The sequence below is a fragment of the Sphingobium sp. YR768 genome, assembly GCF_900111125.1.
Lineage (GTDB): Bacteria > Pseudomonadota > Alphaproteobacteria > Sphingomonadales > Sphingomonadaceae > Sphingobium.
In genome coordinates, this window is sequence record NZ_FOGE01000004.1 from 206,884 (window position 1) to 221,753 (window position 14,870).

Below are 14,870 nucleotides of genomic sequence, written 5' to 3' on the forward strand. Positions count from 1 at the left end.
GACGCAATCGGCGTCGGAACGGGTCAGGGTTTCAACTCGAAAGCGCCCTCGGGCATGGGCGGGTAAACGACCGGCTTGTCCCCGAACCGCGCGCGCAGAGCGTTGCCACGGCGCTTGTCGCCCTCATCATAGGTTTCAACGTTTACCTCGTCGGGATATCGGAAGCTGACCTCGAACTTTCCGCCCTTGATCTCATATTCCAGAATTGACCAGCGCTTGATTCCGCCTTCCTCGGACTCGGCATACCAGGCTTCCCAAAGAAGATCGGAAAGCGTTTCGTTGTCGTCGAGATATCGGATTTGCCTCCCCTCGTCCTTGAAGACATTAGGGCTGATCCAGCCTTCTCCAATCTCTACATAAAGAAAAATGCCATCAGGCTCGCCGCCGACGATATCGACCAGTTCGACGCCGATCTCGTTGAAGAGCGGCCCCAATATATCGAACTTATCTTTTTCCACTGGTTTTGCCTTTCGCTTCGTTGGGGAATTTGTGACTGCGCTTTTTGCCGTCGACTTCCCAACTGACATTGAGTTGGTAGGGGCGTTTTGACGTTCCATGGTAAAGTGGTTCGATGACGACGAACACTTTGTGCCCGGTACGCAATTCCCTGGCCCACCCATCTTCCATGACACGATAGGCGCCCCGGTTGAAACTTGCATCCTGGGCGAAATGGTTGAAGCTGTCGCGGGGGCCATTGAAGCGAGCAGCGATAAAATGGCCGCCATCATCGCTGACCAAGCGATCGGGTTTGCCCGCTTCGGCCTGATTGCGGCGGGAGCGCGCGACCTTCTCCGCCAGAGACAAAGAGCCAAATATCTTCCGACCGCGCGCGGCGACATCGATATGGAAATCATAGCCATTCTTCGTCTCCCGCTTCCAGTCTGCATCGAGAATCTGGCTTTCGAGCGTCGGCGGCTTGGCGCTATTGGGCGGCAGCTTCCCGCCATGCCGCTCCATATAATGAGCAAGGTCGAGAAACCTGTTCTTCGCGTCCCGTCCCGCGTCCAGATAGGCCTGGTTCGGCAGCTTGATCGGCTGCCCGATCTTCAGCGGTTGATCGACCGACTGCCCGTTAAGCCATGCCAGGCCCCGCGCCGTCAGTCCCTTCCGCCGCGCCGCGAGGCGGGAGAGCGAGTCCCCTGGCTGCACGACATGGATTATATGATTGTCCGGATGATCCACGCGATTGCGGCTGCGATCGGGAAGTCCATCCTCGTCCCGATCATCTTTTGATCCGCTCGTTCCCCCGCTGCCACCGGCCCCGAAATAGCGTCCCTGCCCGGCAAAGGTGAAGCGGCCATTCTCTTCGTCATGCCAGGGGTTGAACTTCACTTCGATCGCGGGCGGCACGACACGGCGCCCGGTCCGAAGATAGAGGCTAAAAGCGGTAAGTTCTCCCGTCGTCATGCGCTGCATGCAAACTCCCCCCAAAGTTTCCGCATCCCGCTATCATATCGCTAAGAACAAATCAAGAACATTTATCCCATTTGTGCCATGTCATTGAACCGGCGCACGGCAGCGTTATGTTCGGTAACGGGCCAGAACACAGGGAGGATGAAGATGCGTCGGACAATGGGGATGCTGGCGCTGCTGGCGGCAGGACTTTCCGCCTGCAATGACAAGCCGGGCGACAAGGCGGGCGACATCGCCGCCACCGACGCGATGAGCAAACAGGCGGTGAAGGAGCAGGTGGACAAGGTTCAGCTCAAGCCCGGCCAGTGGGAAGGCCGCTTCACCGTGCAGGATATCGACATGCCCCAGGCGCCCGCCGGCGTGGAGGAGCATATGAAGAGCCTGATGAACCAGAGCGCCTACAAATATTGCATCACGCCCGAACAGGCCGCCAATCCCAGCGGCGAAATGTTCGCCGGGCAGGAGAATAAGGACTGCACCTATGGCGGGTTCGAGGCGAAAGCCGGCAAGGTGAAGGGGCAGGTATCGTGCAAGGCGCAAAATGGCGTCATGAACGCCGCCATGTCCGGCACCTATGCGCCCGAAAACTTCACCATGGACATGGACATGAAGATGGAGGGCGGCGCGCAGGGCATGACCATGGCGATGACCGCCCGCTCCGAAGGCAAATGGATCGGCCCGGACTGCGCAGAGCAGCATTGATGCGCCCATGCCATGGCTGAGGACGTGGCGGATGACGGGGTAGCGGCCAGAGCGAAAGAGCCCGCCTGCTGGCTCTGCGCCCGTCCGCTGGGGCGGCGCGTGGAGAGGCATCACCCCCGGCCCAAAAGCCGGGGCGGGCGGGACACCGTGCCGGTCCATCCGATCTGCCACCGCACCATCCATGCGACCCTGTCCAATGCCGATCTGGCGCGCGCCTTCGCCGATCCTGAGGCCCTGCGCGCCCATCCCGACATCGCCCGCTTCCTCCTCTGGATCGCCGACAAGCCGGCCGATTTCCACGCGCCTACCCGCCGCCGCCGATAAAATCGCCGCCTCATCATTTCCGCTTGCGCTTTGGCCGCCGCCGGTAGAGCCTCCGCCCTGTTCCGAGACGAGAACAGGGGAGAGGATATGCGAACGATCATGCTGGCGGCGCTGCCGGTCGGCTTTGTCTTTGGTCTGGCCGCCTGCGGCAGCGATCCGGCCCCCGCGCCCCAGGCGGAGGAAGCGCCGGTGCAGATGCAGGCCGGCGAGTGGGAACTGGTCCGCAAGACCACCGGCTACAACACCCCCACCGTCACCCCGGCCCAATATCAGGAAGCGCTCAAGCAGGTCGCCACGCAGAAGCTGTGCATCGCGGTCGATGCGCAGGGCGTCCCCGCCGCCGATGCGCTGGCCGGGCAGGAGGGCACGGCCTGCACCTTCAAGGACAAATTGGTGCGCAAGGGCCGCCTGATCGCGACGCTGGCCTGCACGGCGGGCGCGGGCACGTCCGAAATCGTGATCGAGGGCAATTATGGCGCGGACACGCTGACACTCGGCACCACCATGACGAAGACGGAAGGCGGCAAGCCGGTGCTGCGCACCACCCACGACCTGACCGGCCGCCGCCTGGGCGATTGCCCCAAGCCGGGCTGAGTTTTGAGGAGGGCTGTGATGCCTATCCCGTCATTGCGAGCGCAGCGAAGCAATCCATGGGTACGCCAGTAGATTGCTTCGCTGCGCTCGCAATGAGGATTCAGGCAAGGCCGCGTGGACAGATTCGAACGGTCTGAAAACGACCACGTACAGCCGCTTATGGCAGCGATCTGAGTCAATGAAAGCAGCCGTTTATCATCACCGCCGCTTTAGTCACGGGACGGTATTGTCGTGAACCGCCGCTTCAGCTTCAGAAATGGCGTCTCATAGTAGCGGTAGAGCAGACCCGCGACGGTAACCGTCGCTGCGAAAGCCAGCGCCATGCCGATGTTGTCCCGCCAGCCGGGCACGCCGGCCAACTCGGTGACGTGACTGAGCCACGGCCGCGCCTTGTCGTACACGATCCAGAAGAAGAAGATGTGGATCAGGTACATGCCGTAGGAGATGCGCCCGAGGTACATGAGCGGACGCGGCAGGTAGCGCGCTGGCATGCCGAGCATGCTCACCAGCATCAACGAAGCGCCGCCCAGAATTAGCGGCCAGCCCGCCAAGCTCTGCGCGATGGTGGAACGTGGCCAGTCGGCCTTGATCCCGAAGACAAGGAAGGCGACGAGCCACATGCCGATCGCCGCCGCGAACAGCGCTACGCGGACCGGCATCGACCAATCCGGGCGCCAGCCGCGTAGACCGAGCGATAACAGCATGCCACCTGCGAAGAACTGGAACTGAACGAAGCTGTTGGTCCACAGCCCGCTGAATTCGGACGTCGGCGTGAAGCTCGAAGCGTACCAGACGATCACCGCATAGGCGACGACCAGGACGGCGACGTTCACGATAACCAGCGCTCGTCGTCCCAACATCGCGAGGAACGGGATCGCGATGTAGAACTGCTCCTCAACCGACAGGCTCCACATCGGATTGACGGGATACTCGATCCAGCCGTTAAACGTGATGTACCAGTTACCGGCGAAGGCCATGAAGGCGATGACCTTGCCGGTCGTGTCGACGCCCGCTCCGGGCAGAAACAGCCAGCCGATCAACGCAAGGCCGAAGAATACGAGAAAATATAAGGGCCAGATCCGCAGCATCCGCCGGATGTAGAAAGCCTTGGCATCGATACGGCCGGTGGCAGAACGTTCGCGCTGAAGCAACTCGCTGATGAGGAACGCGCTCAGTAGGAAAAAGACCGGCACACCATAGACGCCTGTCATGGTGAAGGCGTGGTAAAAGGGATGCACTACCGAATTTATCGGAGCCAGATCGTTGCGATGAGTGATGAATACGAACAGGAATGCGATGAGTCGGAGGACGTCAAGTTCGGGTTGGTAGTACCTCGCTGGATTAGTTTCCGCTCTCTCCAGGCGGGCGGAGCGCTGCTTAAAACCAGAAGTCCAAGAAGCCGTTGATCCGGAATAGCCTATCCGCATGATCCTCTCCCTAGCCAGCTTTTCCACTTATGAAACCATTTATTATAAGTGATAACGGCTGCCAAAGCGATTTGCAAAATCTTGATAGATCATTGCCGATGGCGGCTGCGTGCATAAGCGGCAGATTACTTCCGATCGATGATTCAACTCGATGCACTTTGGGTGGTGAGCATCCCTTGGTTGCCCATCAAAAGCGGTCGGTCCGTTGTCCACCCATCCCGGCCATTCGGCGGGCGTTGAATCTGTCCACACGGCCTAAAGCCCCCAGCTTCCAAAAATAAGCATCTCTGCTTCAAGCCATTGCCGAAAAGCCGGTGTGCGTTAGGCCTGCGATAACCGCCCGCCGCTACGCTATCACCCCGGAAATAGGGGGCGGGCGATGCGGCGGATCGGGATCATGGGCTTAACGGCGATGCTGGCGTCCTGCGCGCCGCCGCCGGTGGACGATCCCGCCAATGTGCCGCGCCTTGGCCGCTGGCGCGACGAGAGCCGCGCGATCGGCGTCACCATCGATGACCTCTCCGTGCCGCTGGAGGAGCTCCCCGCCAGCCTGCGCGCCGACATGGAAAAGGGCGCGCGGACAAAGGAGCTATGCACCGAACCGCGCGTGCGTGATGCCGACGAAGCTACCCGCCTGCTGCGCGCCCAACTGCCCGAATGCACGATGGAGCAGTGGACGCAGGACGGCGCCACCCTGACCGGCCTGGCCCGCTGCGCCCCGCAGGCGGTGAACGGCGCACAGGCGACCCCGACCGTCCGGGCGGAGGGGATGGTCGGCGCCACCTATCTGCGCCTCGACATTCAAAGCATCCTGCGCATTCCCGAACCCTCCGGCGCCAGCCACAGCGCGGTCCTGCGCCTGCGCCGCACCCTCGAACGGATCGGCGACTGCTGATCGGCTTTCCTATTCCAGCGCCCGGATCGCCCGTTCGTCGCACCGTTTCGGCCCGATCGGCACCGGGCTGACGGTCGGCACCAGCAGCGACTGCCCCACCCGCAACGGGGCGAAGCGCTTTCGCTCTATCCCCTCGCAGCGCAGATATTGCTCCAGCATCCGGGGCGGCGTGTCCCATTGTTCGTAGGACAGGCGGAACGTGCCCCAATGGATCGGGATCGCGGTCGAAGCGCCCAGCCGTTTGAACACCTCCACCGCCTGCGCCGGGCCGATATGCGCGTCCGACTGCATCTGCCCCGGCCAGAAGCGGAAGGCGCCGATCGGGATCAGCGCCAGCCGGATCGGGCCATAGCGCGCCGCGTCATAGGGCCAGGCCATGTCGCCCGCGCCGGTATCCCCGGCGAAGAAGATATTCCCCGCCCGCGTCCCGATCACGAAACTGGACCACAGCGCCCGGTTGCGGTCGGTGCCCCACCGGCTGCCCCAATGATGGTTGCGGGTCACATGCACCTGATAATCGGGGCAATGTTCATAATTGCCGCACTGGATCACCGCCTGCGGGGCAAGTCCGTTGAGCGCCGCGCCGCTGACCGACTGGCCCCAGTCCAGCGCCGTCGCCGGAATCCCGTTGGCCTTCAGGATCGCGTCATTGCCCAGACTGGTGACGATCCTGGGCCGGTCCCGCGCCCACAGCCGCTTCAATGTCGGCAGGTCCATATGGTCATAATGATTATGGCTCAGCACGATCAGGTCGATCTTCGGCAGGTCGTCGAAGCGGATGCCCGGCCGCGCGACCCGTTTCGGCCCCAGCGGCGGCAGCGGGCTGGCATAGTCGGACCAGATCGGATCGGTCAGGATGTTGAGCCCCGCCGCCTGCACCAGCACGGTCGCATGGCCGACCCATGTGGCCACCATGCCGCGCGGCGCGGCAAAGGGGGCCGGGCGCGCCGGCTTGACCGCGATCGCCTCCGGCCAGGGCGGCCGGTCGTCATTGCCCAGCAGCCAGCGCGCGATGAAGCCCTGCCGGCTGGCGCCCGGCGGCGCGGGCATATCGATCACGCCATCGGGATTGTGGAAATGCGCGCCGTCAAAATGGCGGCTGACCGGCCCCTGATAATAGATCCGGTCCAGAAAGGGCGGCAATATGGTGATCGTCAGGCACAGCGTGATGACAAGGAACAGCAGCGCCACGCCCGCGCCCCTTATCACCGCGAAAACATTGATGCTGAAAAGGCGACCCATGCCCACTCCCGAAAGATGCCATGGGCGGACATAGCGCGGATCGGCGACACGGCAAGGGTTGGGGTTGGGGCCGGGGGCGGGGCAGGGGCGCAACCCATGAAAAAGGGGACGGAAAACCGCCCCCTTCGTCCGGTCTGTCTGACCGAACAGCTATCGTATACGCCCAGCTATCACCACTATCGTCATGCTGAACTTGTTTCAGCATCCATCGTGCCACAGCATCAGGTCAGGCGGCGGCGATCGACTTCATGACTATCGATCATGCCTCCGCATGCTTCGGCGCATGTGGATAAATGGATGCTGAAACAAGTTCAGCAAGACGTGTTTCTGATCAGGAAAGATACGTTAAGCAGCGCGCCTGCGCCGCACCGGCATTCCATCGAAGTGGAGCCGGTGCGGCAATCAAGCCGACTTACATCGTGATCTTGGCGCCCGCATACATATAGCGGCCGACATAGCTGACCGGATAGTTGCTCGACGCGATCGAGGGCTGCTGGTCGAACAGGTTGTTCGCGCCGACATAGAAACGGAACCGCTCGTCCACGTCATAGGCGACGTACAGGTCGTGCTGCCACTTTTCCTTGTACCAGAGATATTCCGGCGCTGCGATGTCGGGATTAGCGTCGGTCTGCTCGGTGGTGTAGCGGCGGGTCTTGCTGAACCAGCTTACGCCATAGTTGACCGTCAGCTTGTCCAGCTTCCACGTAATGTCGCCGGTCACGTTCCACTTGGGGAAATACGGCTCTTCACGATCGACATTAACCTCGGCGCCCGGCGTCGCAATGAACTGCAACTTGTCGAGATAACCGCCGACCAGCGAGATGCTGAACGCCCCCGCCTTGGCGGTATTGAAGCTGTAGTTCAGCTTCATGTCGGCGCCGGCAGTCTTGAAATTGGCGACATTTTGCGGCTGGACGAAGTAACCTGCGATATAGCCGGTGCCGGTGGCGCGCGTGATATTCTGGCAATAGACATTGTCCAGCGTCGGCTGGTCGACACACAGGCCGGCCAGCTCTTCGGCTGTCGGCGTGCTGATCGCATTCTTGATCTTGATGTCATACCAGTCGAACGACGCGATCAGGCCCGGAATGAAGCGCGGGCGCAATACGGTGCCCGCCGTCCAGGTCCGTGCCGTTTCTTCCTGCAGATTGCGGTTGCCGCCCGAATTGCCCGGGAGGCTGACTGTTGCCGTCGGATCATTTTCGGGGTTGAAGGCTGCGATCTGTTCCGGCGTCAGACCGGCAGCGGTCAGGGCCGCCTGGCAATTGGCGGCGCGATATTGCGTGCCCTCGCCGATATAGACCGGATCGCACGGATCGCCGATGAACGAGAAGCCGCCGTTACGCGGCGCGAACAATTCGGTGATGTTGGGCGCTCGCACCGCTTCGGACAATGTAGCGCGGAAGGTGATGTCGGGGATCGGCGCATAGGTGCCGTCCACCTTCCAGGTCGTGGTCTTGCCGACCGTCGAATAATCCGACAGGCGCACCGCCGCGCCGAACGACAACGCATAGGCGAAGGGTACTTCCTTCAGCACCGGCACCGACAATTCGCCGAAGATTTCCTTCACGTCGAAGCTGCCCTTTTCCGGCAACTGGAGCGAGAAGTCGGCCAGGGCGCCCTGCTGCAACAGTTCGTCGGGGACGAAGCTGCTCTTTTCCTTGCGATATTCGCCGCCGATCGCGAAGCCGATCGGGCCGCCGGGCAGTTCGAAAAACTGGCCAAAATCGCCGGAGATCGATCCCGACACGACATGCTGCTGGATCTTGGCGCGGTTCATGACGTCCGCATTGACCCAGTCGAGCGCCGCCTGGCTGGGCGATCCGTTGCCCAGCATGTTGAGCGGACGGCACCCGCTGCCTGCGCCCGGCGTGAAGGTGGTGGCCGGCGCATCATAATTGTCGGGATTGATATTGCCCGTCGGGTCCAGCGTAGACCGGCACACGATCTGGCCCGTCGCCGGATCGCGCACCGCGTCGATCGCCGCCCAGTAGCGGTCGCCGATGCGATAGTCGGTCAGCAGCACCTTCGACTTGGTCTGGCCGAACGTATAGGACAGTTCATAGCGCGCATGATCGGAAATCGCGCCTTCGAACCCGCCGACGAAGCGCATCGTCTCGCGGTTGTTCTTTTCGCCGCGCACGCCCATGTCGAAATTGTCGCGCGACACCAGCGCGCCGTCCGGCGCCAGATCGCCGAACTGGTCCTGCAAATAGGCATTGTCCGGCGACAGATAGGTGAAGAAGTCGAAGGACGGCTGCGCCAATGTGAAGGTCTTGTTCTTCACATATTTGGCTTCGAAGAAGAATTTCAACGCATCGCTGAAATCATAATGCGACAGCAGGTTGAAATTATGCACCCGGTTATAGGCTTGCAGATCGCCCTGATAGCCCGCCAGCGGCGTGCTGTCGCCGCCCTGCGTCAGGCCGCCCGAAGAGGGCAGCAGCAGGCCGCGATCATAGACCTTGCCCTCGCCGGTAAAGTCCGGAATGCCGTCGAAATCGACGTCGATCGCGCCGCCCAGCGAACTGTCGGCATAGCGCAGATTGTTGAACGGCCGGCGGTCGGGCACGTTCGGATCGTCAGGAATGTCCGCCGGATCGCGCACGATGCCATAAGTGTTGAGCGGATTGCCGGTGCGGCTGCGGTTGAAGCTGCTGAGGCGGTCCTGTTCGCGGAACTCGTAGGACAGGGCGATATTGCCGCGCCCGTCGCTGAAATTCTTGCCATAGGTCAGCGACCCATAGCGCTGTCCGGCATCGCCCCGGCTGGAAATCCCCACCTGTCCGCTCGCCTTGAAGCCGTCGAAATTGCGCATCAGGCGGAAATTGACCACGCCCGACACGCCGTCCGCGCCGTAAATGGCCGATGCGCCGCCGGTCAGCACGTCTACGCCCTCGATCAGGTCGTTGGGAATGGTGTTGATGTCGACCGCCGCCGATCCGGACAGGCTCGCCACATGGCGGCGGCCGTTGACCAGCACCAGCGTCCGGTTGTCACCCAGCCCGCGCAGGTCGAGCAGCGCTACGCCGACCGCGCCGAAATCGCTGTTGGACCCCGACGTCCGCGCGCCGCCCAGCGAATTGATCAGCGCCGGATTCTGCGCCAGCGTATCAATGATCTGGACGTTGCCCGCCTGCTCCAGCGTCTCGGCCGTCACCGTCACCAGCGGGTTGGCGATATTATAGTCGCTGCGCTGGATGCGGCTGCCGGTGACGACGATCGTGTCGCTATCATCCGCGCCGGCGGATTGCTGCGCCATGGCGGGCAGGGCAGTCAGGGTGGAAAGGGCGCTTGCGGCCAAGAGGGTCCGCGCAAAAGCGGTGCGGTTGATCATGCTATACCCCTGTTTCTTCGCGGCTCTCGACGGAGCGGAATAAGCGAAAAAATCTCAGGAAAGCACGCCAAGTCAATGAATCTGCGACGAACGCCCGCCAAGTGTAGCGCATTTATTGCGACATGTAGCAAAGCCGCAACATGGGCGCGGCCTGCCCCCGCGCGCATCAGGCTGCGCACGGGCAGACTGGCCCCTTTCAATATATCTTATTCGCCGACAGCCTCGGCCCGCGCGATCAGCGCCTGCGCTTCCTCGACATGCATCGTCTCGATCATCCGGCCCTCGAACCGCTCGGCCCCGCCGGTCGCCGCCTCGATCAGGCGGCGGGCGTCCGCCACCGCCTGCGCATCCGGGCCGAATATCTGATTGGCCACCGTCACCTGCGCCGGGTGGATCAGCGTCTTGCCGTCAAAGCCCAGCGCATGGCCCTCGGCGCATTCCGCCTCCAGCCCCGCAGCATCGTCCAGCCGGTTGAACACGCCGTCGAACACCGCGATCCCCGCCGCCCGCGCGGCCAGCACCACCGACTGCATGGCGAGGGACAGGCCCGCCCGCCCGGCCGACGGCGGAATGCCCAGATCCTTGCGCAGATCATTATTGCCCATGAACAGCCCGGCGCAGCCTTCCCCCGCCGCGATCGCCGGCGCCGCCAGCACGCCGCGCGCGCTCTCGATCATCGCGATCACCGGCTTGTGGCACACGCTGAACACATCCTTGACCTGCTTGGGATGCTCCACCTTGGGCAGCACCACATAATGTGCGCCCGACGCCTTGACCGCGATCATCTCCACCCCGTGCCAGGGCGTCCCCTCCACATTGATCCGCACCGCGCTCAGCCGCCCGCCAAAGCCTTCGCCCAGCGCTTCGATCGCCCCGTCGCGCGCCGTTTCCTTGGCGTCGTCGGGCACCGCATCCTCCAGATCCAGTATCACCATGTCGCAGGGCAGGGTGCGCGCCTTGGCGATGGCGCGGGCGTTGGACGCGGGCAGGAACAGCAGCGAACGGGCGTGGCGCAGCAGCATGAATATTCTCTCCTCGGGCGGGCCATATAACGGGTTTGCCTTTCCCCGTTAAAGATTAGCGCGCATAATCCAACCCATCACCTGGGGAGAGATCGGACCATGCTCACCACTTTCGCACTCACGCTGACCGGCCTCGTCCTCTTCTACCTCGCCGTCAGCGTGAAGGTGGTGCGGCAGGGCTATCAATATACGATCGAACGCTTCGGCCGTTTCACCGAAGTCGCCAAGCCCGGCCTCAATTTCTACCCCGCCTTCTTCTATGCCGTGGGTCGCAAGATCAACATGATGGAGCAGGTCGTCGACATTCCGGGGCAGGAAATCATCACCAAGGATAATGCCATGGTGTCGGTCGACGGCGTGGTCTTCTTTCAGGTGCTGGACCCGGCCAAGGCCGCCTATGAAGTGTCCGAACTCTATGTCGCCATCATGCAGCTTGCCACCACCAACCTGCGCACGGTGATGGGGTCGCTGGACCTGGACGAAACCCTCTCGAAACGTGACGAGATCAACGCCCGTCTGCTCTCCGTGGTCGATCACGCCACCAACGCCTGGGGCATCAAGATCACCCGCGTGGAGCTGAAGGACATCCGTCCGCCCGCCGACATCGTCAACGCCATGGGCCGCCAGATGAAGGCGGAGCGCGAAAAGCGCGCCAATATTCTGGACGCGGAAGGCGCGCGCGCCGCCGAAATTTTGCGCGCCGAAGGGCAGAAGCAATCGCAGATATTGGAGGCGGAAGGCCGCCGCGAAGCCGCCTTCCGCGACGCCGAAGCCCGCGAACGCGAAGCCGAGGCCGAAGCCAAGGCGACGCAGATGGTGTCGCAGGCGATATCGGAGGGCAATCCGCAGGCGCTCAACTACTTCATCGCGCAAAAATATACCGAAGCCGTCGCCGCCTTCGCCACGTCCCCCAATGCCAAGACCATCCTCTTCCCGGTCGAGGCGACCCAGTTGATCGGCACGCTGGGCGGCATCGGCCAACTGGCAAAGGACGCGCTGGGCACCGACGGCACCCCCACCCCGCCGGCCCCATCCGCCCCCCGCCGCGGCCCCTTCGGCCAAAGCCAGGGATGATGGGGATGCGCAACATATCCCCCAACCCGTTCCCCGGCGAAGGCCGGGGCCCAGTTACGACCACCGATCTGGACCCCGGCCTTCGCCGGGGAACGGACAGACGCAACCCTCTACCATCCGGCGCAGGTGAGCACATAGCCCGGACCACCCACCCATGACCGCCTTCCTCACCCTGCTGCACGACCATTGGGCCTGGCTCGTCTTCGCCGCGCTGCTGGGCATAGCGGAAGTGCTGATGCCCGGTGTCTTCCTGATCTGGATCGCGGTCGCGGCGGCGCTGACCGGCCTTGCCGCGCTGGCGCTTCCGATCGGCCTGCCCGCGCAACTGCTGCTCTTCGCCGCGCTCAGCATCCTCGCCGTCTATGCCGGCCGCCGCTGGTATGTGGATAACCCCGTCGCCTCCGCCGATCCCCTGCTCAACGACCGCACCGCCCGGCTGATCGGCCAGACGGTGACGGTGGTGGAGCCGATCAGCGGCGGCGAAGGCCGGGTCAGGGTCGGCGACAGCGTCTGGAGCGCCACCGGCCCGGACGCCCCTGTCGGCGCAAGGGTCCGCATCATGGGCGTCGAGGGTACGGTGCTCAAAGTGGAAAGCGCCTGAGCGCATTCCTTCCACTCACTCCACCAGCACGGCCACCACCACCCAACCGCCCTTCGCATGCTCCAGCGAGACGGTCTCCACCGCGTCCGGCTTGCTGGCGAAGCTGGTGCGGAATTTCACCACTTCATAGCCATCGGGCGGCGCCGGCAGATTCTGCTGGCTGATCAGCGTCCGCGACAGCGCCGTGCCCAGCGGCGCCCGCACCTTTTCCGACACATCGGTCCACAATTTCTGGCTGTTCAGCTTGCGAAAGGCCGGGCCGGTCTGTTGATAGGCGTCGGCCCAGTGCGCCTGATCCAGCAATATCAGAAACTGCCGAGCCTTTTCCGTCACCTCGGTTTCGGCGACCGCCTGCGTGGCGACGGGAGCGGCTGACGGTGGCGCGCTCTGGGGCAGGGCGGCGAGGGCCAGCAGGCCAAGGGAAAGCGTCATGATCAATACTCCGCTGAGGGTCCAGAGGCGGCCTTGCATCCGCCCCGCGCCGCTGACCGGCGCGCTGTCCTCATCCGCCTTGGGGGCAGGCGGGTCTTCCCCGATTTGCCTGTCCCCTACATTATCGTCCCCCAATATTTCGGGGGTCGCAAAAGCCGCAACGCCCCCTTCCGCCTCCAGCAGCAGCCGGGCCGCCTCCCGGCTGCTCGACACCGCCAACTTGCGCCGCGCGTCACGGAGCCGCTCGTTGATCGTATGCACCGACAGGCCCAGGCTCCGCGCGATCGATTTCGCGTCATGCCCCCGACACATCAGCCGCAGCGTCTGCTTCTCCCTCTCGGTCAGCACTCCAGGATCGATATTCACCGGCATGGTCATGGGTCCGGGTCTAGGTTCGCCCGCACCGATCAGCCACCCCAAAAAATTCGTACCTGCGGGCAGGGGCGGGCGCGCCAGCTTCATGATGCAGCCATCTCAACCGGTCTGCTTCACGGCATTCCGAAAAGAGTCTCGGTGTCTATCAGTACGGAAAGATGTCGGCGCCCTTAATATTTCCTAAAAACATTCATTATGGTTCCAACAACATGATGCGATCCATGAATTTCCGATAGATTGACTGCATGTCGAAACATGTCGGAAAGAATAGAATCATGCCTGCTTCACTGGCGTTGCCCGTGATTCTTGCCCTTTGCGCGTGCGGTGGCAGCGGCCTGCAAACGAGCGTCCAGGCGGCCGGGTCCACGCGCTATGGCCAATATCCCGGGACCGGCTATCCCCGCACGGACTATGATGCCACCAGTCGGCTGGCGGGGGTGGAAAACCGGATCGCCAGCCTCGAACAGTCGCTCTACAATCTGGCCCTGCGGCTATGCCGGGTGGAGGCGACGCTCGATCCGGTGACGTTCAGCTACCCCGCCAACGGGGGAGTGATCATGTATCGCTCCGGCCGGGCGGTGCGCCGATGCTAGACCTGTCCCGCATCGATCGGCGCACCTTCCTCGCCGCGACGGCCGCCTCCGCCTTGCCGCTTTCCGCCTGCGAACAGAAACCGGACGGCAGCTACACCGTCACGACGCCAGCCTCGGGCGTGATCGCCGGGCTTGGGTTGCTGGCAAGCGGCGCCACTCTCGCAGGTACGCTGCTGGGCATGACGTCCCTGCTTCGGGTCGGGAGCATATTGGCGCCGATCGCCGGCTTCGCCAGTTCGCTGGAAGCGGCGCTGCCAAAGCTCAGCGCCGTCATCGCCCCGCCCGCCGATGCCGCCACCCTGCCGACGGATGTGAAGCCGCCGGTCGCGCCGCAGGCGTCGGGCAGCGCCTCCGTCAACGACCTCACCCGGATAGCCTTTTTCGCCGGTCAGGCGGATTTCATCATCGAAGCGAAGAACCAGACGGATCAGCCGTTCCTGCACCATAATGTGTTCAGCGTGGTCCGTTCCGTCGATGCGCCGCCGCCCAGCACGGCGGCGGAGTTGCTCGATGCCGGCGCCCTGCCCAGTTTCGTCATGTCGGCCCCGGCGGGTCAGACCATCCAGCATCCCATGCCCGTCATCCTCCCGCCGGGGCAGGGCTATGTCCTCTATAGCTGGTGCATCCCTGGCACCGTCGAACTGACCGACGCGATCGTCGCCGGAACCACCATGGTCGGGCCGATCGTCTACAGCTTTCCCCCGGACGACACATATTTCCGGGATACGGTCCACCAGATGGCGGACTGGAGCGACAAGGTGCCGGTCTTCGAATATAATCTGGCCTTTTCCTGATCCGGTCGTCGTGTCGGCGGGGGCCGGGGATATCCGGGCCGGGGG

General features: G+C 63.2%; 15 protein-coding genes. 8 read left to right on the forward strand and 7 right to left on the reverse strand.

Annotation, left to right across the window (positions count from 1 at the left end; all coding sequences use genetic code 11):
* Nucleotides 1-23: 23 nt before the first annotated feature.
* Both BMX92_RS07900 and BMX92_RS07905 read right to left on the reverse strand, forming a co-directional pair.
* Nucleotides 24-458 carry a hypothetical protein gene (locus tag BMX92_RS07900; RefSeq protein ID WP_093014524.1) on the reverse strand — a complete coding sequence of 145 codons (435 nt, stop codon included), beginning with the start codon at nt 456-458 and terminating at the stop codon, nt 24-26.
* The gene (locus BMX92_RS07905) at nt 445-1,416 is read right to left on the reverse strand and encodes a LysM peptidoglycan-binding domain-containing protein (protein ID WP_093014527.1); all 972 of its coding nucleotides are present in this window, start codon (nt 1,414-1,416) and stop codon (nt 445-447) included. The genes BMX92_RS07900 and BMX92_RS07905 overlap by 14 nt, the downstream gene beginning before the upstream one ends.
* Before the next feature lie 144 nt (nt 1,417-1,560).
* Between BMX92_RS07905 and BMX92_RS07910 the strand changes: the two genes are divergently transcribed.
* The 3 genes from BMX92_RS07910 to BMX92_RS07920 all read left to right on the forward strand — a co-directional run bounded on the left by BMX92_RS07910 (nt 1,561) and on the right by BMX92_RS07920 (nt 3,033).
* Complete coding sequence (locus BMX92_RS07910) at nt 1,561-2,115, forward strand: DUF3617 domain-containing protein (protein WP_093014871.1); 555 nt, start codon at nt 1,561-1,563, stop codon at nt 2,113-2,115.
* Between the two features lie 12 nt (nt 2,116-2,127).
* Nucleotides 2,128-2,439, forward strand: coding sequence for an HNH endonuclease (locus BMX92_RS07915; protein ID WP_093014530.1), 312 nt, complete (start codon nt 2,128-2,130; stop codon nt 2,437-2,439).
* Nucleotides 2,440-2,526: 87 nt separating this feature from the next.
* Nucleotides 2,527-3,033, forward strand: coding sequence for a DUF3617 domain-containing protein (locus BMX92_RS07920; protein ID WP_093014533.1), 507 nt, complete (start codon nt 2,527-2,529; stop codon nt 3,031-3,033).
* Nucleotides 3,034-3,242: 209 nt separating this feature from the next.
* On the opposite strand, the gene BMX92_RS07925 is transcribed toward BMX92_RS07920, so the two are convergent.
* A complete protein-coding gene (locus BMX92_RS07925) occupies nt 3,243-4,460 on the reverse strand; it encodes an acyltransferase family protein (protein WP_143066742.1) in 1,218 nt (405 codons plus the stop codon).
* 379 nt (nt 4,461-4,839) lie between these two features.
* On the opposite strand from BMX92_RS07925, the gene BMX92_RS07930 reads away from it, so the two are divergent.
* Nucleotides 4,840-5,355: a DUF3617 family protein gene (locus BMX92_RS07930; protein ID WP_093014540.1), complete on the forward strand. Its 516-nt coding sequence runs from the start codon at nt 4,840-4,842 to the stop codon at nt 5,353-5,355.
* A 9-nt stretch (nt 5,356-5,364) separates the two neighbouring features.
* Here BMX92_RS07930 and BMX92_RS07935 read toward each other — a convergent pair whose 3' ends face one another.
* The 3 genes from BMX92_RS07935 to BMX92_RS07945 all read right to left on the reverse strand — a co-directional run bounded on the left by BMX92_RS07935 (nt 5,365) and on the right by BMX92_RS07945 (nt 10,956).
* A complete protein-coding gene (locus BMX92_RS07935; RefSeq protein WP_093014543.1) occupies nt 5,365-6,597 on the reverse strand; it encodes an MBL fold metallo-hydrolase in 1,233 nt (410 codons plus the stop codon).
* Between the two features lie 412 nt (nt 6,598-7,009).
* A complete protein-coding gene (locus BMX92_RS07940; RefSeq protein ID WP_256213312.1) occupies nt 7,010-9,934 on the reverse strand; it encodes a TonB-dependent receptor plug domain-containing protein in 2,925 nt (974 codons plus the stop codon).
* Between the two features lie 206 nt (nt 9,935-10,140).
* A complete protein-coding gene (locus tag BMX92_RS07945; RefSeq protein WP_093014546.1) occupies nt 10,141-10,956 on the reverse strand; it encodes an HpcH/HpaI aldolase/citrate lyase family protein in 816 nt (271 codons plus the stop codon).
* Between the two features lie 99 nt (nt 10,957-11,055).
* On the opposite strand from BMX92_RS07945, the gene BMX92_RS07950 reads away from it, so the two are divergent.
* Nucleotides 11,056-12,030, forward strand: coding sequence for an SPFH domain-containing protein (locus BMX92_RS07950; RefSeq protein ID WP_093014549.1), 975 nt, complete (start codon nt 11,056-11,058; stop codon nt 12,028-12,030).
* 154 nt (nt 12,031-12,184) lie between these two features.
* Nucleotides 12,185-12,631: an NfeD family protein gene (locus tag BMX92_RS07955; protein ID WP_093014553.1), complete on the forward strand. Its 447-nt coding sequence runs from the start codon at nt 12,185-12,187 to the stop codon at nt 12,629-12,631.
* Between the two features lie 15 nt (nt 12,632-12,646).
* On the opposite strand, the gene BMX92_RS07960 is transcribed toward BMX92_RS07955, so the two are convergent.
* Nucleotides 12,647-13,441, reverse strand: coding sequence for a helix-turn-helix domain-containing protein (locus tag BMX92_RS07960; RefSeq protein WP_093014877.1), 795 nt, complete (start codon nt 13,439-13,441; stop codon nt 12,647-12,649).
* Nucleotides 13,442-13,713: 272 nt separating this feature from the next.
* Between BMX92_RS07960 and BMX92_RS07965 the strand changes: the two genes are divergently transcribed.
* Both BMX92_RS07965 and BMX92_RS07970 read left to right on the forward strand, forming a co-directional pair.
* Complete coding sequence (locus tag BMX92_RS07965) at nt 13,714-14,031, forward strand: hypothetical protein (RefSeq protein WP_093014556.1); 318 nt, start codon at nt 13,714-13,716, stop codon at nt 14,029-14,031.
* Entirely contained in the window at nt 14,025-14,825 is an 801-nt protein-coding gene (locus BMX92_RS07970; RefSeq protein WP_093014559.1) for a hypothetical protein, read from the forward strand. Before BMX92_RS07965 ends, BMX92_RS07970 begins: the two co-directional genes overlap by 7 nt.
* Nucleotides 14,826-14,870: the final 45 nt, after the last annotated feature.